Below are 19969 nucleotides of genomic sequence, written 5' to 3'. Positions count from 1 at the left end.
GATCAGCCCCGCCGGAACGGTGACCATCTTCGGCGCCAACAGCGGCAACCCCATCACCTGGGTCCAGCTCGACTCGATCCAGACCATCTGGCGCTAGCCCGCATTACCTGGGACGTCATCGACCCCCGCCCCCTGAGGCGGCATCGTGGTGTCCACCGGAGCTCGGGCGGCGCACTCCGCCCGAGCTCCGGGGCCGCCACCAGCGCGAACGTCTCCCACGGAGGGTGATCCGTCATGTCCCAGGCCCTGCTCGCCGGTCTCTCCCGCACCACCCGCCCGCACTCCATGGTGCGCCGCTTCCTCGCCCTCGACGCCGTGGTCACCGGCGCCAACGGCCTCGCCTATGTCGCCGCCTCCCAGCCGCTGGGCGAGCTGCTCGGAGTCGGCCCGGCACTCCTGCTCGGACTCGGCATCTTCCTCACCGCGTTCGCCGCGGGCGTCGCCTGGCTGGCGAGCCGCCGGCAGCCCCCGGCCCTCGGCGTGAGACTCGTCGTCGACGCCAACATCCTCTGGGCCGTGCTCAGTGTCGTCGCCCTCTCGGCCTGGCTGGAGCCCACCACCGCGGGGCTGGTGTGGACCCCGCTGCAGGCCACCACCGTCGCCGGCTTCGCCGCACTCCAGTGGTCGGCCCTGCGGGCCGCGGCGTAGGGCGGCTACGGCGTCGGCAGCGACCGCAGATACGCGACCGTCTCCGGGTCGGCCGGGAGGAACGTCTCGATGGCCAGCTCGGCGACCGTCACGTCCATCGGCGTGTTGAACGTCGAGATCGACGACACGAACGACAGCACCCGCCCGTCGTGCTCGATCCGCATCGGCAGCGCGAAGTAGGGGTACGGCTCCGGGTCCTCCCGGTCCTCCGGGTCCCCGGACCCCTCCGGCAACGGGTACGCCGCCACCTCCTCGTACAGGGTGCGCAGCGCCTCCGAGCGGGCCAGGCCGATCTGCCGCTCCATCTGGTCCAGCAGATGCCCCCGCCACTCCCGCAGGTTCCGGATCCGCGGGGCGAGGCCCTCCGGGTGCAGCGTGATCCGCATCGCGTTCATCGGCGGGGTGAGCAGGTGCTCCGGAAGCCCGGCCATCAGCAGCCCGATGCCGTGATTGGCCGCCACCACCGTGTACGAGCCGTCCACCACGAGCGCCGGAAACGGGTCGTAGCCCGCGAGCAGCCGGCCGATCCCCTCTCGCAGCGACTCCAGACGCGGCCCGTCGAGCGCCGACTCCGTGAACCGGGGGGCGTAACCCGCCGCGAGCAGAAGCGCGTTGCGCTCCCGTACCGGCACCTCCAGATGGTCGGCGAGACGCAGGATCATCTCCTCGCTCGGCCGGGAGCGGCCCGTCTCGATGAACGAGATGTGCCGGGCCGAGGAATCCGCCCTCAGCGCGAGCTCCAACTGGCTCAGCCGCCGCTGCTCGCGCCAGCCCCGCAGAAGCGGCCCTACGCCCGTGTCGGTCGCGAGAGTTGTCATGGTCAGACGGTAACCCAGGTGTCGGCCCGGGTATCGAGTCCCCGGGACCGTATCGTCACCGTCAGCAACCCCGACCGGAGGGAGTACGGACATGCCCACAGAGCCGCTGTCGCAGAAGGAGATCGAGGACCGGCTGCGAGAGCTCCCCGGCTGGTCCCTGACGGACGACCGGATCACCCGCACCTACCGCCTCGGCGACCACTTCGCGGCCACCGCCATGGTCGTCCATGTGGCCCAGATCCAGCAGGAACTGGACCACCACTCCGACCTGACGCTCGGTTACAACACCGTCGCCGTCTCCGTGCAGACCCACTCCGCCGGGGGCGCGGTGACCGAGAAGGACTTCGAGCTGGCGGAGCGCGTACAGGCGATCGCCCCGACGCACGGGGCCGACTGACGGCCGTGGCGTCGGCCGTACGGGCGGACGTCGCCGTCGCTGGGCCACGGCGCCGGGCTTCCTCACCCGGAGTCGATCGCGGCCCCGGCGGTCCGGCGCCTCGGCCGACCCCGGCCCGCCGTGCGGCGCGGGGGCACTCCGGTCAGGCGCTGGCCACTTCCGCCAGCCCGTGCGAGCACCGGGGAACGGGGGTGAATTCTTTGCCGGAACGGCAATAATCCTCGCGCTTCCGGGCCGCTTCGCCGCACGCTGTCGTCATGAGCCGACACCCTCACCACCACCACGACAGCACCTCTCCGGACTGGGCCGAGATGGCGACGCTCCTGGAGCGCCAGGCCGAGGTCGAGAGCCCTCTCTACACCGAGGCGGCCCGCTGGCTCGGCACCCTCGTCCCGCCGGTCGGCGTCCGCCGGATCCTGGACGTCGGCAGCGGGCCGGGCGTCATCACCACGCTCCTCGCCGAGGCCTTCCCGGAGGCCGAGGCCGTCGCCGTTGACGGCACCCCGCAGCTCCTGGAGCGTGCGGCGGCCCGCGCCGAGTCCCGCCGGCTCGGCCACCGCGTCTCCACCCTGCTCGCCGAACTCCCCGATGACATCGACCGGTTGGGCGAGGCGGACCTCATCTGGGCCGGCAACTCCCTGCACCACATCGGCGACCAGCGGGCCGCGCTCGCCTCCTTCGCCGCGCGTCTGCGTCCCGGCGGCCTCATGGTCCTCGTCGAGGGCGGGCTGCCCGGCCGCCACCTCCCGTGGAACCAGGGCATCGGCCGCCCGGGCCTCGAGGCCCGGCTCGACGCGCTTAACGCCGAACGGTTCGGCCGGATGCGGGCGGAGGTGCCCGACTCCAAGGACGAGATCGACGACTGGCGCGCCCTCCTCACCGCCGCCGGCCTGACCCCGGCCGGCACCCGCACCTTCCTGGCCGACAGCCCCGCCCCCGTCTCCCCGTTCGTCCGGGAGCAGGTCCTCGCCCACTTCGAGCGTCAGCGCAGCGTCGGCGACCAGTTGGCGGCCGACGACCGGAAGGCCCTGGACCGGCTCCTCGACCCCTCCGAGCCGCTGTCCCTGCACCACCGCGACGACCTGTTCCGGCTCACCGCCCGCACGCTCCACACGGCCCGCAAGGGCTAGGGTCTTTCGTTGGGATCATGCCGGGCTCGCGGGGTCTGGCACCGCGCCTCGCCGCGTTGTCGTCGGTCGAAGAGGGTCTCTACCGGGTACGGAACGTGGCCGGCGGGCCGCTCCTCGAACCACTCACCGCGCGTACTCCTCGTCCCTCGTCCGGTGGAAGGCGCGCCGGTAGGCGGCCGGGGAGATGCCGACCAGGGCGCGCATGTGCTGACGCAGCGAATTGCCGCTGCCGAAGCCGGTCCGGTCCGCGATGTGGTCGACCGTCAGGTCGCTGGTCTCCAGCAACTGCTTCGCGAACTCGACCCGTTGGGCGGTCAGCCACTGTCCCGGCGTCGTCCCCGCCTCGTCGCGGAAGCGGCGGGTGAAGGTCCGTACGCTCATCCCGGCGTGCGCCGCGAGCTCGGCCAGGGTCAGCGGCCGGTCCAGGCGTTGCAGAGCCCAGGCGCGGGTCGGCGCGGTGGTGGCCGAGGACGGCCCGGGGACGGGCCGCTCGATGTACTGCGCCTGCCCCCCGTCCCGCCACGGCGGGACGACACAGCGCCGGGCGACCTGGTTGGCCGTGGCGCTGCCGTGGTCCCGCCGCACCAGGTGGAGGCAGAGGTCGACCCCGGCCGCCGCCCCGGCCGAGGTCAGTACGTCACCGTCGTCCACGAACAGGACGTTCTCGTCGAGCCGGACGCGCGGGAAGAGCGACCGGAAATGGGCGGCCTCGTTCCAGTGGGTGGTGGCGCGCCGGCCGTCGAGCAGGCCGGCGGCGGCGAGGGCGTACGCGCCCGTGCAGATGGAGACGGTCCGCGCACCGGGCCCGATCCGCTCGAGCGCCGACGTCAGCTCGGCGCCCAGCGAGCCGTCCTCCGCGCGCGTGCGCAGCTCGTGCGTCGGCGGAACGACGACGGTGCCGGCCTCCGCCAGGATCTCCGGGCCGTGCGCGGCGGCGATCGAGAAGCCGTCGGACGTGCGGACCGGGCCACCGTCGAGCGTGCAGACCCGCACGTCGTAGAGGGGTGAGCCGTCCTCGGTGAGGGCCGAGCCGAAGATCCGGGACGGAATCCCCAGCTCGAAGGGGATCACACCGTCCAGGGCGAGGACGGCGACCCGGTGAGGCGGCGGGAGGGAAAGCGGCATGGCCAGATTCTGTCACATCATGGCCTGCTGGCCAGTACGGGAGCCGCGCGATCTCCCCGAGGCTGGTACGTGCCGGGAACGCACCGGTACCCCTCGCACAGGAGCAACCCCCTGATGAACGACATGCCCACCGCCGCCCCGGCCACCATGCGCGCGATCACCGCCACCGAGTGGGGCGGTCCCGAGGTCCTCACCGAGACCCGCGTGGCCCGCCCCGAACCCGGCCCGACCGAGATCCTCGTCCGCGTCCACGCGGCCGGCCTCAATCCGGTCGACTGGAAGTCCCGGGCCACCGGAGGCTTCGGCATGTGGGACGAGACCCCGGTCCTGGGCTACGACGTCTCCGGCGTCGTCGAGGCCGTCGGACTCGGCGTCACCCTGTACGCGCCCGGTGACGAGGTCTTCGGCATGCCCGCGTTCCCGCGCCAGGCGGGCGGTTACGGCGAGTACGTCACCGGCCCGGCCCGCCACTTCGCCCGCAAACCCGCCGCCCTCTCCCACGTCGAGGCCGCGGCGCTGCCGCTGGCCGGGCTCACCGCCTGGCAGGCGCTGACCGAAACCGCCGCGCTCCGGGCCGGGCAGCGGGTCCTGGTCCACGCGGCGGCCGGCGGCGTCGGACACCTCGCCGTCCAGATCGCCAAGGCCCGCGGCGCGTACGTCATCGGTACGGCCAGTGCCGCCAAGCACGACTTCCTGCGCGCGCTGGGCGTCGACGAGCCGGTCGACCACACGACGACCGACTTCGCCGAGACCGTACAAAACGTGGACATCGTCCTCGACTGCTACGGCGGCGACTACGGCACCCGCTCGCTGCGGGTGCTCCGCGACGGCGGCACGCTGGTGACACTGCCGTCGCCCGACGCCGTTCCGCCGGCGACGGAGCGCGGCATCCGCACCGGCTTCACCCTCGTCGAGCCGGACTACGCGGGGCTGCTCGCCCTGGCGGAGCTGGTGGAGACGGGACGGCTGCGCCCCGAGGTCGCCACGGTGCTGCCGCTGGCGGAGGCGGCGAGGGCGCACCAGCTGGGGGAGTCGGGCCGTACGCGCGGGAAGATCGTCCTCACCGTCGTCTGAACGCGGCCCGCCCGCCGGAGTACGGGGTCGGCCGGCGCGGCGGAGCGGGTGCCGGCCGGCCGCAGCCGGGCCGGCACCCGCTCCGCACGCTGAGACGGCGCTCCGCCCGCTGAGACGGCGCTCCGCCCGCTGAGACGGCGCTCCGCCCGCTGAGACGGCGCTCCGCCCGCTGAGACGGCGCGGCTCAGGCGCCGAGGTTGAACTCGCCGGGGTTCGGGCCCAGGCGCCGGTCCTCGTCGAGGACGGCGATCGCGGCCATGTCCTCGTCGTCCAGGACAAAGCCGAACACGTCGATGTTCTCCCGGATACGGGACGGGGTCACCGACTTCGGAATGACCACGTTCCCGGTCTGCAGATGCCAGCGCAGCACCACCTGGGCCGGGGTGCGGCCGTGCTTCTGGGCGATCGCGACGATCGCCGGAACCTCCAGGAGGCCCTTGCCCTGCCCCAGCGGCGACCACGCCTCGGTCGCGATGCCGTGCGCGGCGTGCGCCGCGCGGGAGGCCCGCTGCTGCAGATGCGGGTGGAGCTCGATCTGGTTCACGGCGGGCACGACCGAGGTCTCCCCGATCAGCCGCTCCAGGTGCTCGGGGAGGAAGTTCGAGACCCCGATGGCCCGGGCGCGGCCGTCGGCCTGGATCTTCTCGAACGCCCTGTACGTGTCGACATAGGCGTCCTTGGCCGGCACCGGCCAGTGGATCAGGTACAGGTCGACGTAGTCGAGGCCCAGCTTGTCGAGCGAGGCGTCGAAGGCGCGCAGGGTCGAGTCGTAACCCTGCTCGGTGTTCCACAGCTTGGTGGTGACGAACAGTTCGTCGCGCGGGATTCCGGAACCGGCGACGGCCCGGCCGGTGCCCGTCTCGTTCTCGTAGATCGCGGCCGTGTCGATGGAGCGGTAGCCGGCCTCCAGGGCCGTGGTCACCGCCGTCGCCGCCTCGTCGTCCGGCACCTGCCAGACGCCGAAGCCGAGCTGGGGCATCTGCACGCCGTTGTTCAGGGTGAGGGAAGGGACCTTGTTGTCCGTGCTCACGTGCGGTCGATCCTTACGTCGTCGGGTGGTACTCCCAGGGTCAACGATCGGGGACCGGATCGCATTCCGCCGGACCGGTCGGATCGCGTTCCGTCGTAACCGGCCGACGCGTCGAGCCCGCGGGTACGCGGCAGGGCGGCGCGGTGGCGCCCGGTCAGCCGTACAGGGCCTCGACCTCCGCCGCGTACGCCTTCTCGATCGCCTTCCGCTTCAGCTTCAGCGACGGGGTGAGCAGACCGTGCTCCTCGCTGAACGGGTGCGCCAGGATCCGGAAGGTACGGATCGACTCCGCCTGCGAGACCAGGGTGTTGGCCGCCACCACCGCCCGCCGGATCTCCGTCTCCAGGCTCGGGTCCCGTACCATCTCGGCCGGTGGCAGCGGCATCCGCCCCTGCATCGCCAGCCAGTGCTCGACCGCCTCCTGATCCACCGTCACCAGCGCCGCGATGTAGGGCCGGTCGTTGCCCACCACGATGCACTGGGCGATCAGCGGATGCGCCCGCACCCGCTCCTCCAGACCGGCCGGCGAGACACTCTTGCCGTTCGACGTCACCAGGATCTCCTTCTTCCGCCCGGTGATCGTCAGATAGCCTTCCTCGTCGAGCGCACCCAGATCCCCCGTGGCCAGCCAGCCGTCGTTGAGCACCGCGGCGGTGGCCTCGGGATCGTTCAGGTACCCCGAGAAGATCTGGCCGCCGTGCAGCCATACCTCCCCGTCCTCCGCGATGTGCACCGTCGTCCCCGGGATGGGCTGGCCGACCGTGCCGTACTTCACCCGCCCGGGCGGGTTGGCGGTGGCCGCCGCCGAGGACTCCGTGAGGCCGTACCCCTCGAAGACCGTCACCCCCGCGCCCTCGAAGAACAGGCCCAGCCGGCGGTCCATCGCCGAACCGCCCGACATGGCGTGGCGGACCCGCCCGCCCATGGCCTCGCGGACCTTCCCGTACACGACCTTCTCGAAGAACTGGTGCCGCACCCGCAGCGCCGCCGAAGGCCCGGGACCGAGCCCGAACGCCTTGTGCTCCAGAGCCTCGGCGTACGCGACCGCCACCTCCACGGCCTTCTCGAAGGGGCCCGCCTTCCCGTCGCCCTCCGCCTTGCGACGGGCCGCCTGGAAGACCTTCTCGAAGACGTACGGGACCGCCAGGATGAACGTCGGCCGGAACGACGCCAGATCCGGCAGCAGCGCGGACGCCGTCAGGGCCGGCTGATGACCCAGCTTCACGCCCGTCCGCACCGCCGCGACCTCCACCATCCGCCCGAAGACGTGGGCGAGGGGCAGGAAGAGCAGCGTCGACGCCTCGTCACCCGGCTTGGAGTGGAACACCGGCTCCCAGCGGCCGACCAGCATGTCGGTCTCGAACATGAAGTGGGAGTGCGTGATCACACAGCCCTTGGGGCGGCCGGTGGTGCCCGAGGTGTAGATGATCGTCGCGATGGACTCCGGTGTCACCGCCCGCCGGTGCCGGTGCACCACGTCCTCGTCGATCCCCGCCCCCGCCTCGACCAGCTCCGCGACCGCGCCCCGGCCGGCGTCCAGCTGCCACAGCCGCTGGAGCCGCGGCAGCCGGTCGACCACCGACCCGATGGTCATCGCATGGTCCTCGTGCTCCACCACGCACGCCGTGACCTCGGCGTCGTGGAGCATCCAGGAGACCTGGTCGGCGGAGGACGTGGGGTAGATCGGCACGGGCTGCGCGCCCAGGGTCCACAGCGCGAAGTCGAAGAGCGTCCATTCGTAGCGGGTCCTGGCCATGATGGCGACCCGGTCGCCGAAGCGCACACCGTGCGCGATCAGCCCTTTGGCGAGGGCGAGCACCTCGTCCCGGAACTGCGCGGAGGTCACGTCCCGCCACTGCCCCCGCGCGTCCTTGCGGCCGAAGGCGACGTGGTCCGGAGTCTGCTGGGCGCGATCGAACAGGGCGTCCGCCAGGCCGCCGATCTGAGGCGCCGCCTCGATGGGCGGCACGGTGAACTCGCGCAAAGACTGCTCCTCGACCGCTCGTTGTCGCGCTCCGTACGGCGCGGGTGACGGTACCCCACCCGACAGGGCGAAGGCAGGGGGTTCACCAAGTCGGGACATTGGGCATACGCACAGGTCAGGCCGGGAAAGGGGAGCATGCGGCGGAGGTGTGCCGACCGTTACTGACTGACGGGTAAGCAGCCCGGCCGGGAATCTCCACGGAATCTGTACGGACCGATCACGGGCGCGCGGATCCGACCGACACGGGCACAAGCGGACCCGTGGGTTCCCCGATCTCCGAGGCGGGGAGCAGGATGGGGGGGCACGACCGCCGTCCGAGAGCAGTGGAGCACATGAGCAGCCGTACGACCCTTCTGCCGTCCTGGCTGCCGATCGACCCGTACATCCTGGCGCTCCTCGGCACGGTCGGCCTCGCCGCGCTGTGTCCGGCCCGGGGGACCGCGGCCGACGTCGCGAACGGCGCCTCCACGGCCGCCATCGCCCTGCTCTTCCTCCTCTACGGTGCCCGGCTATCCACCCGCGAGGCCCTCGAAGGGCTGCGGCACTGGCGGCTCCACCTCACCGTCCTGGCCTGCACCTTCCTGGCCTTCCCGCTTCTCGGCCTGGCCGCGAAGGGGCTCGTTCCGACGGTGCTCACGCCCTCGCTGTACAGCGGGTTCCTCTTCCTCTGCCTGGTGCCCTCCACCATCCAGTCCTCGATCGCGTTCACCTCGATCGCCCGCGGGAACGTGCCCGCCGCGATCTGCGCGGGCTCCTTCTCCTCCCTCGCCGGGATCGTGCTGACGCCGCTGCTCGCGGCCGCGCTGCTCGGCGGCGGCACGGGCGGCCTGACCGCCGACTCGCTCCTGAGGATCGTGCTCCAGCTGCTCGTGCCGTTCGTGGCCGGCCAGCTGCTGCGCCCCTGGCTGGGCGGGCTCCTGGTCCGCCACAAGACGGTGCTCGGCAGTGTCGACCGGGGCTCGATCCTGCTCGTCGTCTACACGGCCTTCAGCCTGGGCATGGTCGCCGGCATCTGGCACCAGGTCACCCCGGCGCGGCTCGCGCTGCTGCTCGCGGTGGAGGCCGTGCTGCTCGCGGTGATGCTGGCGCTGAGCTGGTACGGCGCGAAGCGGCTCGGCTTCGGACGCGAGGACCGGATCGCGATCCAGTTCGCCGGTTCGAAGAAGAGCCTGGCGGCCGGCCTTCCGATGGCGAGTGTGCTGTTCGGGGCGCAGGCGTCGCTCGCGGTGCTGCCGCTGATGCTCTTCCACCAGATGCAGCTGATCGTCTGCGCGGTCATCGCCAAGCGCCGCGCGCGGGACCCCGAGCCGCCCGCCGCCGGTCCGGATCGTGAGCCGTCCGTCGCCCCCTCGGGTGGCCGGATCACCACCAGGCCCCGCCCCTGATGATCAACGGGGCGGCTACCGTGCTCCCATGCCCGCACTCGATCCCGGCCGCACCGCGCTCGTCCTCGTCGACCTGATGGAACGCATCGTCGCGCTGCCCCTCGCCCCCCGCCCCGGAACCGACGTCGTCGCCGCCGCGACCCGGCTGGCCGCGACCTTCCGGGCCGCCGGCGCCCCCGTCGTCCACATCAGGGTGGAGCGCCCTCACGTCGGCACCCAGCCGCCCGGCAGTGACCTCGTCCCCGACCCCGTCCACGACGGGGACCCGGTCGTCGTCAAGCGCACCATCGGCGGATTCCAGGACACCGGACTCCACGCACTGCTCGCCGAGCGCTCCGTCACCACCCTGGTGTTCGGCGGCATCGCCACCAACCTCGGCGTCGAGTCCACCGCGCGCGCCGCCTGCGACCTCGGCTACGACCTCGTCTTCGCCGAGGACGCCATGACGGCCTTCACCGCCGACGAGCACCACGCCTCCGTCGCCCTCGACTTCCCCCGCCTCGGCACGGTCGCCCAGGCCGCCGAGATCACCCTGGACGGTCCCGAGTGAGCCGGGTGCCGATACGTTACGGCGCCCGCCCCTGCTCCCTGGTCGTCTGCCGGGGCTGCTGCTGCGGCGACGCCCGCAAGAACCCCGGCATCGACCACGCCGGCCAGCTCGCCCGGCTCCGCGCGGCCGCCGCGGCCTCCGGCGGCCGGCTGGCCGTCCGTACCAGCGACTGCCTCGGCCCGTGCGCGCAGGCCAACGTCGTCGTCGTCCAGCCCTCCACCGAGGGCCGCCGCCGGGGCGGCCGGGCCGCCTGGATCGGCTGGACCGCGGACGACGACTGCCTCGACGACATCCTCGCCTGGACGGCCGCGGGCGGCCCCGGCCTCGCCGAACCGCCCGCCACCCTCACCCTCCAGATGATCGACCCCCCGAAGAACCAGTGACCTGAGCCGGAGCCGGCCGGAAGCAGCGCGCGCGGCGCTGCCCGCCGGCCGGCGGGCCGGCCCGGGCGGTGGGGGGACCGGTCAGCCCCGGGAGGCCGCGGCCTCGTCGAGGGCGATCCGGTGCTCGCCCGCGTACACGTTCATGTCCGGGCCGCGCAGGAAGCCGACCAGCGTCAGACCGGTCTCCGCCGCCAGGTCCACGGCCAGCGAGGACGGCGCCGACACCGCCGCCAGGAGCGGAATGCCCGCCATCACCGCCTTCTGCGCCAGCTCGAACGAGGCCCGGCCCGAGACCAGCAGGATCGAGCGGCCCAGCGGCAGCCGGTCCTCGCGCAGCGCGCGGCCCACCAGCTTGTCCACCGCGTTGTGGCGGCCCACGTCCTCCCGCACGTCGAGCAGCTCGCCGTCCTCGGAGAACAGCGCCGCCGCGTGCAGGCCCCCCGTCCGGTCGAACACCCGCTGCGCGGCCCGCAGCCGGTCGGGGAGGCCGGAGAGGAGCTCGGGCGTGACCCGGACCGGGGGAGCGTCGGCGATCGGGAACCGCGCGGTGGTCCGTACCGCGTCCAGGCTCGCCTTGCCGCACAGCCCGCACGACGACGTCGTGTACACGTTGCGCTCCAGCGTGATGTCCGGGACGGGGACACCGGGCGCCAGCTGGACGTCCACCACGTTGTACGTGTTCGTGCCGTCGGCCCCGGCGCCCGCGCAGTACACGATGTTCCGTACGTCGCAGGCCGCGCCGAGGACTCCCTCGCTCACCAGGAACCCGGCCGCGAGCGCGAAGTCGTCACCCGGCGTCCGCATCGTGATGGCGAGCGGTCTGCCGTTCAGCCGGATCTCCAGCGGCTCCTCGGCCACCAGAGTGTCCGGGCGCTCGGTCACCGCCCCCGCGCGGATACGGACGACGCGCCGTCGTTCGGTGACCCGTCCCATGGTGACTACACCCGATTCTGTCTCTGGCGGCCTCGACGATCTCATTGTCCTGCACATGCGTGCGGGGCTGGGTCAGGTCGCACACCGTAGACCTCGCCGCCCCACGATCGGCCCCTGCCGGAGCCGCCCGCTCGCCCCGCGTTGTCACGGTCGCCCAACAGGTGCCGGTGTTTCTTGGTGGTTCACGTGCCCGGTTACCGATCAGTCGCTGGCGACACTGGGTGGTTCCTGCGTGAACCACGCGCCATCCGAACCCAAGGGGGTCCCGGGCATGACGGGCACTCGTATCGCCGCGCTCGGGCACTACCAGCCCGCCAAGGTGCTGACCAACGACGATCTGACCGCGCTGGTCGACACCAGCGACGCCTGGATCAGCAGCCGGGTCGGTATCCGGACCCGGCACATGGCGGGCCCGGACGAGCCGGTGGACGAGCTCGCCGCGCACGCGGCCGGCAAGGCGCTCGCCGGCGCCGGACTGGACCCCGCCGACATCGACCTCGTCCTGGTCGCCACCTCCACCGCGATCGACCGCTCCCCGAACATGGCGGCCCGCGTCGCCGCCCGGCTCGGCATGCCGTCGCCCGCCACCATGGACCTCAACGTGGTCTGCGCCGGCTTCACCCACGCCCTCGCCACCGCCGACCACGCGGTCCGCGCGGGAGCCGCCCGCCGGGCCCTGGTCGTGGGCGCCGACAAGATGACCGCGGTGGCGGACTGGACCGACCGCACCACCTGCGTCCTCGTCGGCGACGGCGCCGGCGCGGCCGTCGTCGAGGCGACGGCCGACGACGGGCGGGACCCGGGCATCGGGCCGGTCCTGTGGGGCTCGGTGCCGGAGATGGGCCACGCCGTCCGCATCGAGGGCACGCCGCCGCGCTTCGCCCAGGAGGGCCAGTCCGTCTACCGGTGGGCCACGCAGCGGCTCCCCGCCCTCGCCCGCCAGACGTGCGAGCGCTCGGGGATCACGCCCGAGGAGCTCGCGGGAGTGGTGCTGCACCAGGCCAACCTGCGGATCATCGAGCCCCTCGCCGCCAAGATCGGCGCGGTCAACGCGATCGTGGCCCGCGATGTCGTCGACTCCGGCAACACCTCGGCCGCCTCCATCCCCCTCGCCCTCTCGAAGCTGGTCGAGCGCGGCGAGCTGCCGTCGGGGGCGCCGGTGCTGCTGTTCGGCTTCGGCGGGAACCTGTCGTACGCCGGGCAGGTCGTCCGCGTTCCGTAGGGCGCAGGAACGGGTTCGACCGGCCTGTCGGCGGCGCGCGCGGGGTGCGAGAGCCGGTCGGCAGCGCGGCCGGCCCACCCTCACCGCTCGGCACCGCGCTCCCCGTTCGGCGGAGCCCGGTGGCGGGGGTCCGGGGGCCGACCTAGCTTCGATCGTGGCGAGGGTTGTCTCCCGCCGCCCGCGGAGCCGGTCCGCGTGCGTCCCTCGCGTGATCTGGAGGACCGTCATGCGCGCGATACGTGCCGCTCTCGCCGCCCTGCTGGCCGCCGGGGCCGTCTCGCTCGGCGCGTCCCCGGTGATCGCCGACGACGGCACCAGCACCAGCACCGATCCCGGTACCGGTCCCGGTACCGGTCCCGCCTCCGGCTCCGGTTCCGGCAAGGACATCACGTCGTTCGGTTTCTCCGTCTCTCCCTCGGCCGTCGCCCCCGGCGGCACGGTCACCCTGATGTCCGAGGGCTGCGAGGTGCCGTCCGTCACCGTCGAGTCCGGAGTCTTCGACACCGTCACCCTCCACGAAGGCGTTCCCGGCACCGCGACGGTCGACGCGGACGCCAAGGCCGGCGCGGAGTACGAGGTCACGTTCGACTGTGATGGCGAGCGGGGCACGGCTCCGCTCACCATCACCAAGGGACCCGGCGGCCACCACCCGGGCGACACCCCAGCCGCCACCCCCACCGGTCCGGGCGCGCACAAGGGGGTCAAGGCCGGCTTCGGCGGTGCCTCCGGCGAACTCGGCACGGCCGAGGTGGTCACGGGCACCGCGCTGATCGCGGGCGCTCTCGGTGGCGGTCTCCTTCTGCTGCGCCGCCCCAGCCGGGACGACCCCACCTGAACCGGACATCAGGGGTACGGAAACGGCCCCTCCGCCCCCGGGGTGACGAGGCCCGGGACGCGGAGGGGCACCACCGCACACGGAAGTCACGGCACACACGGAAGTCACGGCACACACGGCGGTCACGGAGCCGAGGGAGCCACGGGAAAGAGCGGTCGTGCACGGGTCGAACGGTACGAGCAGGCGCGGCGCGTGGGGCGTCGTGATCATCGTCCTGCTCGTCGGGGTGCATCTGGTGCGCGACGGAACGCGGGAGTGGCGCGCCGGCGGCCCCCCGCGCCCCTCCGCCGCGGCCGCCCCCGACCACGCCGGCCTCGCCGCCGGCCGAACCCCCCGGAACGACGCGCGGAACGCCACCGACGCCCCCCGTGCCCCTGGACCGTTGCCCGCCTCGCGCCCCGAACGCGTCCGCGTCCCCTCCATCCGCGTCGACGCGCCCCTCAAGGAGGTCGGCCTCGACTCCGAGGGCTGGATCGACACCCCGCCGGCGTACGAGAAGAACCTCGCCGGCTGGTTCGGCGGCGCCGTCACCCCGGGCGAGAAGGGCACCGCCGTCGTGGTCGGCCATGTCGACACCCCCGACGGGCGAGCCGTCTTCTTCCGCCTCGGCGCCCTGGACAAGGGGCAGCACGTCGAGATCGTCCGTGCGGACGGCAGGACCGCCGTCTTCTCCGTGTACGGCGTCGAGGTCGTCCCCAAGGACCGCTTCCCGGCCGAGCGGATCTACCGGAACACCTCGCGTCCGGAACTGCGCCTGATCACCTGCGGCGGCGCGTTCGCGCAGCGCACCGGCTACGAGGACAACATCGTCGTCTCCGCCCGCCTCGTCGACGTCCGCATCCCGGCATCGCGGCCGATCAGCCGCGGGTCCGCCACCCCACGGCGGTCCGTGGCCGTCCCGGCAGACGCCGGAACAAGCGTCGGCGGGCCGCACCCTCGGTGATCAGCCGATCCCCTGCCGGTCCGCCTCCAGAGCGAAATCGCGGTCGGCGGCCTCCGGCACCACCCGCTCCACCAGCCGCACCAGGAGCGCGCGGTGCCGGACCAGCGGTTCCCGCCGCTCCTCCGGAACCAGCGTCAGCAGATCGTCGAGGCCCGCCAGCATCCGCCGGGACACCTGCGGACTGCCGGCCGCACACCCCCGCAGCTCCGTGAACCCCAGATCCACCAGATCGGTCCACCCCGGCACGTCCCGCACCAGTCGGACCTTCCCCTTCCGGTCGCGATGGTGGACCGCGCCCAGCGGCCGGGCCGCGACCACGGCGAGCAGCTGCGTGATCCGGTCCAGACACTGCACCGCCGTCGTCGGGTCGTTCACGGCGGGGGACAGGGCGCGCAGCCCGATGTCCGCCAGCTGCCGCAGCCCGAAACCGACGTCCTGGTGGAACGTCCGCTCGATGCCGACGGAGACCGCCGACGCCAGCCGGTGAGGCACCCGGCCCTCCCCGTGGACGGCCAGCACGGGTGTGCCCGGCACCACGAAATCCCCGATCCTCGGCAGCAGCCGCAGCACGACCCCGTTGCGGGCGGCCGCCCGCACCAGCACCGCGACGTTCACATCCCGCACCACCCCGGCACGGCCCCGGTGCACGACGAACGCCGTCGCGGCCCCGAGCTCCCCGGCCCCACCCTCGTACCGCGGCTGCTTCGTCAGCACCCGGAACGACTCCGTCGCGATCAGGTCCACCACATGCCCCACCCGCATCAGCCGCAGCGTGGTGTTCACGTACGCCACGAAGAGCAGCAGGCTCAGCCCCACCATCGCCAGCGTCAGCAGCGACTGCACCAGCGGCACGGTCGACACGTACCGCGGATCGGCCACGCCGTCGTACGAGGTCAGCACGAGCAGCGACAGCAGGAACGTCGCCAGGAAGACCGAGAACGTCGCCTTGGTGATCCGGCTCCTGATGAAGATCCGCACCACCCGGGGACTGAACTGGCCGCTCGCCATCTGCACCGCGACCAGCGAGATCGAGAAGACGACACCGATGAACGTCATCATCGCGGAGCTGATCGTCGTCACGATCGTCTTGGCGTCCTTGACGATCCCGATCAGTTCGCCGACCTCGTCGTACGCACCCTCCTCCTGCAGCGTCGCGACGATCGCGGTGTCCAGCTCCGAGGCGGCGGCCCACAGCAGCAGCACGCTCGCCATCGCCACGACCGGCGCGAACCAGAAAGTGTCGCGCAGATGCTCACGCAGCGGAGACAGCATCCGCGGCCTGCGGTACTCGGAGAGGTGAGTCACCGGGGCAGGCTAGTCGGCCCCTCCCCTTCTCGCTACCTGACGTACACGCCCTGAAACGCTGCGTGACCGGAGGTCGCGCTGCCCGCCGGATCAAGGAACGCGAGGCCACCGCACGTCACTGACCACGGGAAACGCCGGTGAAAGGCACCTCGAACCCCTGGTAGAGTTGTCCATGTCGCCGCGGGGGAACACCCCGGAGCGGCAAGACACCTGGTCCGGGTGGCGGAATGGCAGACGCGCTAGCTTGAGGTGCTAGTGCCCTTTATCGGGCGTGGGGGTTCAAGTCCCCCCTCGGACACCACGCAGGAGTGCCGGTCGAGATCTCTCTCGACCGGCACTCTTCGTTTTCCACGACTCGAGTGCCACGTCCTGCCGTGAAGCGCTATGACCTGCGCGCCACCACCAGCCGGCAGCGCGGGCTGCCGTCCTCCCGGCGGCCCAGGGACTCCATCGGCAGCAGGTCCACCGCGAAGCCCGCCCGCTCCAGGTTCGCCCGGACGTCCGCGAGGCGGAAGGTGCGGTAGTACATGACGAACGGTGGCCGGCGCACCGCGTTCCGCACACGCATCACGGCGTCGAAGCCGAACAGGGTCCAGTACGGCAGGGAACCGACCCTGGGCGGGGCCGGGAGCGGGAAGGCCAGCGTGCCGCCCGGGCGGAGGGCGGCGTGGATCCGGGTGAAGAGCGGCAGCTGCTCCTCCGGCAGGAAGTGGCCGAAGGCGCCGAAGCTGACCGCCAGGTCGAAGGCCGCGTCGAAGGGGAGAGCCAGGGCGTCCGCGCGGACCAGAGTGGCCGTGGGGTGGGCGTGCCGCGCCCGCGCCAGCATGCCCGCGCTGAAGTCGGCGCCCGTGACCCGGCCCGTGCACACCTCCTCCAGGACGCGCAGGCCCGCGCCCGTACCGCAGCACACGTCGAGGCCCGCGCCGAACGGGCCCAGCGGGCGGAGAGTCTCGATCACCGCGTCCAGGAGGCGGTCAGAGGTGCGGAAAGGGGTCTCGTCGAACTTCGTCGCCAGCAGGTCGTAGCCGTGCTCCACCGAGGAGAGCGCCTGCACGGCCAGCTCACGGAGCGTCGGGCCCTGGGGGGTGAACATGTGCCGACACTACGCCGTCGCCCCGCCCGTCCTGTACGGGCCAGGACGGAGCGATGCCGGTCAGTTGGCAGACGAGCAGGTAGAGCGGGATCGGCGGAGTGTACGGGGACAGGCCGTCCGGGTGGTGGATCAGGCGGGGGTGGCGGTCGGGGATCTCGGCCCCGTGGGCGTAGCAGGCCGGCATCGGCCACCGGAGGTCCAGGTCGGAGCCGGCCGGGACCAGCCACCACCACCAGTCGGTGTCCGCGTAGACGCAGCCCTTCGCGGGCAGCCGGGACAGGACGCGGAATCCGTAGCGGGCCGGCACTCCCACCGCGTCGCAGCCCAGAGCGGTCGAGAAGCCCGCGGGAACGGCCAGACGCGTCGCGTCCGCGGCCGCCGCCCTGCGGGGCCGCGGCGTCAGCGGTGTCGCCATCGACCTCAGCACGGCTGCCCCGTGCCGTGGGCCAGTTCCGCCCAGACGATTCGGGCCGTCCCGTGGCCGGTGCTCTCCGCACCCCAGGCGCCGCACAGGGCGTCCACCAGGACCAGGCCCCGGCCGCGTTCCTCCTCGCCGCAGTCGCGTATCAGCGGATCGGCCGCGCCGCCCTCGTCCCGTACCGCTATGCGCAACTGCTCCTCCCCCTCGCGCAGTTCGCAGACGATGCGGCGGCTCGCGGTGTGCACGACGGCGTTGGTGACCAGCTCGGAGACGATGAGCGTGACCGTGTCGCGTATCTCCGGATCGCAGCCCCAGAGGATGAGGCGCTCCTCCGCCAGCCGGCGGGCGCGCGCCACCGACACGGTGCGGGCCGGGAGCTCGAAGGCGAACCGGCGAACGCCGGAGGTGTCGGTCCGTGGGTGCTGGGGCGTGACGCGAGGGCTCATGAGGTCTGAGGGGAGCGCGTTACCAGAAGCCACGACCGGTTCCTCACAACAGTGGGTAAGCAGTGCCGTGCGTCGCCCCCACCGTGGCGACGCGCGGCAGCAGCGCGTACTGGTTCACCGGAACACTCTGCTCCCGTAGCGGACACTTGGCAAGTGGCACTGTGAAAATTGCAGAGTGCTGTGTTCTCTCTGGCCCTCCTCATGGCACACTCGGTCCAAACAGCGCGTCGGGGAGGTCTGGGAGTGAGCGAGCCGCGGTCCGCCCCCACGGTGGGACAGGTCGTTCTCGGTAAGCGATTGCAGGACCTGCGCGAGCGGGCCGGCCTGAAGCGTGAGGAGTCCGCCAAGATCCTCCGGGTCGCCCCGGCCACCATCCGCCGGATGGAGACGGCCGAGGTCGCGCTGAAGATCCCGTACGTACAGCTCCTGTTGAAGGCGTACGGCATCACGGACTCCGAGGCGGAGGGGTTCATCGCCCTCGCCGAGGAGGCCAACCTGCCCGGCTGGTGGCAGCGGTTCCACGATGTGCTGCCCGGCTGGTTCTCCATGTACGTCAGCCTGGAGGGGGCCGCGAGCCTCATCCGGGCCTACGAACCGCAGTTCGTCCCCGGTCTGCTGCAGACCGAGGGATACGCCCGCGCCATCCTGCGCGGCGGGGCCGTCGGCGGCGGCGACGCCGAGGAGACCGAACGCCATGTAGCCCTGCGCATGGAGCGGCAGTCCCTGCTGACCAGGGACGACGCGCCGAAGTTCTGGGTGATCATGGATGAGACGGTGTTCCGCAGACCGGTGGGCGACGGGCCCCGAGTGATGCGCGACCAGCTCGACCGGCTGCTCGAAGCGTCCGAGCTGCCGAACGTCACCCTGCAGATCGCGGAGTTCGCGTCCGGCCACCACCCCGGCACCTACGGACCGTTCGTCCTCTTCCGCTTCGCCGTGCCGGAACTCCCGGACATGGTCTACAGCGAGTACCTGACCGGCGCCGTCTACCTCGACGCGCGCCCCGAGGTGTCCTCACACCTCGAGGTCATGGACCGCATGGCGGCCCAGGCCGCGACTGCGCAACGCACGAAGGAGATTCTCCGGAATCTCCGCAAGGAGCTGTGAATGGATCGCATATACAACGGCATGCCCGCCGCGGATCTCGGTGCCGAGGGCTGGCACAAGCCGTGGAGCGGCGGGAACGGGGGCAACTGCGTGGAGGCCATGAAACTGGCCGACGGCAGAGTCGCCGTGCGGCAGTCCGCAGACCCTGAGGGACCCGCGCTCATCTACACCCACGGGGAGATCGCCGCCTTCATCCAGGGCGCGAAATCCGGCCAAGCCGACTTTCTGCTCACCTGACCCCTTCCGTCACACCCTACCGTCGGGTAACTCTTGCTGCCCCGACCGCCGTTCCTCTCCGCCGACCAGGAGTGCCGATGACCCAGGACCCAGCAGCCGTACGGATCGACACCAGCAAGCCGCATCCGGCGCGGATGTACGACTGGTTCCTGGGCGGCAAGGACAACTACCCGGTCGACGAGGAGATGGCCAGGCAGCTCCTCACCGTCGACGCCCGCGGCCGTGACATGGCCCGCGTCAACAGGGCCTTCATGCACCGCGCCATCCGCTGGCTGGGTTCCAACGGCGTACGCCAGTACCTGGACATCGGCACCGGCATCCCGACCGAGCCCAACCTGCACCAGATCGCCCAGCAGGTCGCGCCCGAGTCGCGGATCGTCTACTGCGACAACGACCCGATCGTCCTCGCGCACGCGGCCGCCCTGCTGCGGTCCACTCCCGAAGGGGCCACCGAGTACATCCAGGCGGACGCCCGCGAGCCCGCGGCCATCCTGGAGCGGGCCGGAAAGGTCCTTGACTTCGACCAGCCCATCGCTCTGTCGATGCTCGCCCTGCTGCACTTCGTCGGGGACGAGGACGGGGCGTACGACCTGGTCGCCAAGATCGTCGAGAAGCTCGCGCCGGGCAGCTACCTCGTCCTCTCCCACGTCACCGGGGACTTCGACCCCGAGGGCGCGGCGAAGGCCGTCGGCATGTACAAGGCGCGGGGACTGACCCTGCGGCCGCGCTCGCGGGACGAACTGGCCGCGTTCTTCGACGGTATGGAGTTCGTCGAGCCGGGTGTGTCCCTCACCGCGGAGTGGCACCCCGAGCTGGGTGATCCCGTTCCGGTCCAGGGTGACGACCCGATTCCGGGCTGGGCCGCCGTCGCGCGCAAGCCCTGACCCGGAACGGAACCCCTCA

Annotated in this window: 22 protein-coding genes and 1 tRNA gene; 14 read left to right on the top strand and 9 right to left on the bottom strand. The window is 72.3% G+C overall.

All coding sequences use genetic code 11. From position 1 onward, the window contains the following. Positions 1-234 precede the first annotated feature (234 nt). Positions 235-648: a hypothetical protein gene (locus tag ACWDX6_RS06765; protein WP_451483862.1), complete on the top strand. Its 414-nt coding sequence runs from the start codon at positions 235-237 to the stop codon at positions 646-648. 5 nt (positions 649-653) lie between these two features. On the opposite strand, the gene ACWDX6_RS06760 is transcribed toward ACWDX6_RS06765, so the two are convergent. Next, a complete protein-coding gene (locus tag ACWDX6_RS06760; protein ID WP_451483861.1) occupies positions 654-1466 on the bottom strand; it encodes a helix-turn-helix domain-containing protein in 813 nt (270 codons plus the stop codon). 91 nt (positions 1467-1557) lie between these two features. Between ACWDX6_RS06760 and ACWDX6_RS06755 the strand changes: the two genes are divergently transcribed. Then, positions 1558-1863 carry a 4a-hydroxytetrahydrobiopterin dehydratase gene (locus ACWDX6_RS06755; protein ID WP_403291555.1) on the top strand — a complete coding sequence of 102 codons (306 nt, stop codon included), beginning with the start codon at positions 1558-1560 and terminating at the stop codon, positions 1861-1863. Positions 1864-2120: 257 nt separating this feature from the next. Continuing rightward, positions 2121-2993, top strand: coding sequence for a class I SAM-dependent methyltransferase (locus ACWDX6_RS06750; RefSeq protein WP_451483860.1), 873 nt, complete (start codon positions 2121-2123; stop codon positions 2991-2993). Between the two features lie 123 nt (positions 2994-3116). On the opposite strand, the gene ACWDX6_RS06745 is transcribed toward ACWDX6_RS06750, so the two are convergent. Then, positions 3117-4118: a GlxA family transcriptional regulator gene (locus tag ACWDX6_RS06745; protein ID WP_451483859.1), complete on the bottom strand. Its 1002-nt coding sequence runs from the start codon at positions 4116-4118 to the stop codon at positions 3117-3119. A 114-nt stretch (positions 4119-4232) separates the two neighbouring features. Between ACWDX6_RS06745 and ACWDX6_RS06740 the strand changes: the two genes are divergently transcribed. Continuing rightward, positions 4233-5192: an NADP-dependent oxidoreductase gene (locus ACWDX6_RS06740; RefSeq protein ID WP_451483858.1), complete on the top strand. Its 960-nt coding sequence runs from the start codon at positions 4233-4235 to the stop codon at positions 5190-5192. 184 nt (positions 5193-5376) lie between these two features. Here the strand turns inward: ACWDX6_RS06740 and ACWDX6_RS06735 are convergent, their stop codons facing one another. Next, a complete protein-coding gene (locus ACWDX6_RS06735; RefSeq protein WP_451483869.1) occupies positions 5377-6171 on the bottom strand; it encodes an aldo/keto reductase in 795 nt (264 codons plus the stop codon). A 205-nt stretch (positions 6172-6376) separates the two neighbouring features. Next, entirely contained in the window at positions 6377-8206 is a 1830-nt protein-coding gene (locus ACWDX6_RS06730) for an AMP-dependent synthetase/ligase (RefSeq protein WP_451483857.1), read from the bottom strand. 332 nt (positions 8207-8538) lie between these two features. Here ACWDX6_RS06730 and ACWDX6_RS06725 point away from each other — a divergent pair, with 332 nt between their 5' ends. Genes ACWDX6_RS06725 through ACWDX6_RS06715 form a run of 3 tightly spaced genes read left to right on the top strand, consistent with a single transcriptional unit; the run spans position 8539 to position 10524 of the window. Continuing rightward, complete coding sequence (locus ACWDX6_RS06725; RefSeq protein ID WP_451483856.1) at positions 8539-9591, top strand: bile acid:sodium symporter family protein; 1053 nt, start codon at positions 8539-8541, stop codon at positions 9589-9591. A gap of 28 nt (positions 9592-9619) precedes the next feature. Beyond that, the gene (locus tag ACWDX6_RS06720; protein ID WP_451483855.1) at positions 9620-10141 is read left to right on the top strand and encodes an isochorismatase family protein; all 522 of its coding nucleotides are present in this window, start codon (positions 9620-9622) and stop codon (positions 10139-10141) included. After that, positions 10138-10524, top strand: coding sequence for a (2Fe-2S) ferredoxin domain-containing protein (locus ACWDX6_RS06715; RefSeq protein ID WP_451483854.1), 387 nt, complete (start codon positions 10138-10140; stop codon positions 10522-10524). Before ACWDX6_RS06720 ends, ACWDX6_RS06715 begins: the two co-directional genes overlap by 4 nt. Positions 10525-10605: 81 nt before the next feature. Here ACWDX6_RS06715 and fdhD read toward each other — a convergent pair whose 3' ends face one another. Further along, positions 10606-11457 carry a formate dehydrogenase accessory sulfurtransferase FdhD gene (gene fdhD / locus ACWDX6_RS06710; RefSeq protein ID WP_451483853.1) on the bottom strand — a complete coding sequence of 284 codons (852 nt, stop codon included), beginning with the start codon at positions 11455-11457 and terminating at the stop codon, positions 10606-10608. A gap of 271 nt (positions 11458-11728) precedes the next feature. Between fdhD and ACWDX6_RS06705 the strand changes: the two genes are divergently transcribed. The 3 genes from ACWDX6_RS06705 to ACWDX6_RS06695 all read left to right on the top strand — a co-directional run bounded on the left by ACWDX6_RS06705 (position 11729) and on the right by ACWDX6_RS06695 (position 14457). Next, positions 11729-12679: a beta-ketoacyl-ACP synthase III gene (locus tag ACWDX6_RS06705; protein WP_451483852.1), complete on the top strand. Its 951-nt coding sequence runs from the start codon at positions 11729-11731 to the stop codon at positions 12677-12679. A gap of 226 nt (positions 12680-12905) precedes the next feature. After that, entirely contained in the window at positions 12906-13514 is a 609-nt protein-coding gene (locus ACWDX6_RS06700; RefSeq protein WP_451483851.1) for a hypothetical protein, read from the top strand. Between the two features lie 157 nt (positions 13515-13671). Continuing rightward, positions 13672-14457 (top strand): class F sortase, encoded by a 786-nt coding sequence (locus ACWDX6_RS06695; protein WP_451483850.1) that lies wholly within the window; start codon positions 13672-13674, stop codon positions 14455-14457. On the opposite strand, the gene ACWDX6_RS06690 is transcribed toward ACWDX6_RS06695, so the two are convergent. Continuing rightward, the gene (locus tag ACWDX6_RS06690; RefSeq protein ID WP_451483868.1) at positions 14458-15729 is read right to left on the bottom strand and encodes a DUF2254 domain-containing protein; all 1272 of its coding nucleotides are present in this window, start codon (positions 15727-15729) and stop codon (positions 14458-14460) included. A gap of 246 nt (positions 15730-15975) precedes the next feature. Between ACWDX6_RS06690 and ACWDX6_RS06685 the strand changes: the two genes are divergently transcribed. Then, positions 15976-16063, top strand: a tRNA-Leu gene (locus tag ACWDX6_RS06685). Positions 16064-16144: 81 nt separating this feature from the next. Here ACWDX6_RS06685 and ACWDX6_RS06680 read toward each other — a convergent pair. From ACWDX6_RS06680 to ACWDX6_RS06670, 3 genes are read right to left on the bottom strand one after another with little or no spacing between them, the layout of a single operon-like run. Next, on the bottom strand, positions 16145-16855 hold the full coding sequence (locus ACWDX6_RS06680; protein ID WP_451483849.1) for a class I SAM-dependent methyltransferase: 711 nt from the start codon (positions 16853-16855) through the stop codon (positions 16145-16147). After that, the gene (locus ACWDX6_RS06675; protein WP_451483848.1) at positions 16824-17270 is read right to left on the bottom strand and encodes a hypothetical protein; all 447 of its coding nucleotides are present in this window, start codon (positions 17268-17270) and stop codon (positions 16824-16826) included. Before ACWDX6_RS06675 ends, ACWDX6_RS06680 begins: the two co-directional genes overlap by 32 nt. 5 nt (positions 17271-17275) lie before the next feature. Then, a complete protein-coding gene (locus ACWDX6_RS06670) occupies positions 17276-17722 on the bottom strand; it encodes an ATP-binding protein (protein ID WP_451483847.1) in 447 nt (148 codons plus the stop codon). A gap of 243 nt (positions 17723-17965) precedes the next feature. On the opposite strand from ACWDX6_RS06670, the gene ACWDX6_RS06665 reads away from it, so the two are divergent. The 3 genes from ACWDX6_RS06665 to ACWDX6_RS06655 all read left to right on the top strand — a co-directional run bounded on the left by ACWDX6_RS06665 (position 17966) and on the right by ACWDX6_RS06655 (position 19950). After that, complete coding sequence (locus ACWDX6_RS06665; RefSeq protein WP_451483846.1) at positions 17966-18829, top strand: helix-turn-helix domain-containing protein; 864 nt, start codon at positions 17966-17968, stop codon at positions 18827-18829. Beyond that, a complete protein-coding gene (locus tag ACWDX6_RS06660; RefSeq protein WP_137992288.1) occupies positions 18830-19066 on the top strand; it encodes a DUF397 domain-containing protein in 237 nt (78 codons plus the stop codon). A gap of 77 nt (positions 19067-19143) precedes the next feature. Further along, a complete protein-coding gene (locus ACWDX6_RS06655; protein ID WP_451483845.1) occupies positions 19144-19950 on the top strand; it encodes an SAM-dependent methyltransferase in 807 nt (268 codons plus the stop codon). Positions 19951-19969: the final 19 nt, after the last annotated feature.

The organism is Streptomyces sp. NPDC003027, assembly GCF_053591435.1.
Note: the sequence above shows the minus strand (reverse complement) of the source record. Positions and strands in the feature narration are given on the sequence as shown.